The sequence below is a fragment of the Prevotella sp. P5-92 genome (assembly GCF_002251245.1).
Lineage (GTDB): Bacteria > Bacteroidota > Bacteroidia > Bacteroidales > Bacteroidaceae > Prevotella.
On the sequence record NZ_NPJG01000070.1, the window covers coordinates 1 to 713 of the forward strand.

Sequence of the window (713 nt, forward strand, 5' to 3'; positions counted from 1 at the left end):
ATCTCTGTTTTCTTCTTCCTGGCCTTGATCCTGCGCATGGCGTAATGCTCTTTCTGTGTTCCGAACGAGCCTTCCATCTGAGTGGCCCTGACTCTTGCCAGTTCCTTGCGGACATAGTCTTCCTCCCTCTTCTTCTCTGCTGATGGACGTCCACGCTTGACGAATGATGTCTGTATGCCCAGTTCCTTGCAGAGGTCCCTGTTGGCTGTGCCTGCATAGCCGGTGTCGCCACCTATCTTCTTCGCATCTACACCAAACAGCCGCTTGTGCATCTTGATGCAATGTCCGAGTCTTGTGCCCTCATTGAAGGCGTTGAAGGAGAGTTTCTCGATGAAAGAGATACCGTCAACCTGTATGTTGTTGCATTTGGCTCCAAACTCCACGTTCTTCACCTCCTTGCCACGGACGATGGGCCTCACGTATGGCTTTGATGTGCTCACGATCCTGTCTGGAATGCTTTCCCTGGGGTCATTGCTGTCGAAGTGGTTCTTCTGCTGGCGGTACACCTTTGTGATAATGCCGAGGGTTGACTGCTCACGCACGGTCAGCACCTCCTGCTCATTATGTTCGCGCATCATCCTTCGTATTTCCTTCAGGATCTTCCCCAGCAGGTTTAACAGCCGGCGGATAATCCTGCGCTGTTGTGACTTCTTGTGTTTGCGCTGCTTCACATACTCCATGTTCGCCTTCTCCACGTCAAGGTACTTCGTCCT

General features: G+C 52.2%; 1 protein-coding gene. It reads right to left on the reverse strand.

The annotated features are described in order from the left end of the window. A partial coding sequence (locus CIK99_RS07490) for a transposase (protein WP_144007933.1) occupies window positions 1–713 on the reverse strand: 713 nt, incomplete at both ends.